Consider the following 1,042-nt stretch of genomic DNA (forward strand, 5'->3'; position numbering starts at 1 on the left):
AAACTTTACGAAAATGTAAAATTAATAATGGTGTATCCACTGTGCAGAGAATTCCGTTCCGTGTTACAACAATCCCAATAAGTTCTTAGTATATGAGGGAGGTGAATCCCCATTCTGAAAAATTAATATCTTTACTCCTGCTTTGCTTCAACTGCTGGCTTTTCAGTAAAAGTTAGGTTGATGCGTATGGGGATCGCCAGCCTATACAAATTAAACATATAGGAGGCAGTGGTTCATATGGATCTCAAACAGCGCGATGGTGATTTGGTAGGCGTTTTGCAAAAACTAAACGAGGAAGAGAAAAATGAAATAGCGAAGGCTTTGAAGTATGATAGTATTGAGGAGTTGAAAAATAAATATGGTGTGATAAGGGATGACCTTGCCCTTGAACAAGAGATACGATATGCCGGCAGCGATTGGATAACAGACGGAGTTTTCAGCGATGATTGGGCCACATACGGAAAAATCGTTCGTAGGGTAGCAAAGTCTGTTAAGGCTAAATATACAGACAATACAACGGCTGAAGATTTAGAACAAAGGATATTGAGAATCATCGTAGACAAGGCATGGGAAAAGATGGACGAGGGCAAGAGGCGGGAATACGAGAAAACAGTATGTGAATTCGAAGACCAAATGCGTGCCGAAGACCCTGAGAAATTGAAAGAGTTGCTGGAATATCTCAATGTTAACAGTATGCGCGGTATGGCGCCTGGCGTATTATTGTCGGCTGGGATGGCATTTAGCTTTGGCGGTTTTTTGTCGTACCAAATATTGGTAATTGTTATGGCTGCTATAGGCAGAACGCTAGGGATTAAGATTGCTATGAATGCAGTGACGAAGAGCGCGGCGCTCTTCATTCCAGGGCTGAACATTGTGATGGGAGTCTGGATGGCGTGGGATGTTATGCGGATAATCAGTGGACCTGCCATGCGCAAGATAGTACCCGTAGTGCCTTTGCTGTGTATGGCGAGGATTAGGCAGAGGGCGGAAGGCTAGGCATGGGGAGGCGGAACCCAAAGGCTTATTAAATGCCACGAACGGT

At 44.0% G+C, this 1,042-nt stretch carries 1 protein-coding gene; it reads left to right on the top strand.

The window, feature by feature from the left end; translation table 11 throughout:
* The first annotated feature begins 237 nt into the window (after positions 1–237).
* The gene (locus tag QZT26_RS17840) at positions 238–996 is read left to right on the top strand and encodes a YaaW family protein (RefSeq protein ID WP_099323666.1); all 759 of its coding nucleotides are present in this window, start codon (positions 238–240) and stop codon (positions 994–996) included.
* Positions 997–1,042 lie beyond the last annotated feature (46 nt).

The organism is uncultured Candidatus Kuenenia sp., from assembly GCF_900696675.1.
GTDB classification, from domain to species: Bacteria; Planctomycetota; Brocadiia; order Brocadiales; family Brocadiaceae; genus Kuenenia; species Kuenenia stuttgartiensis_A.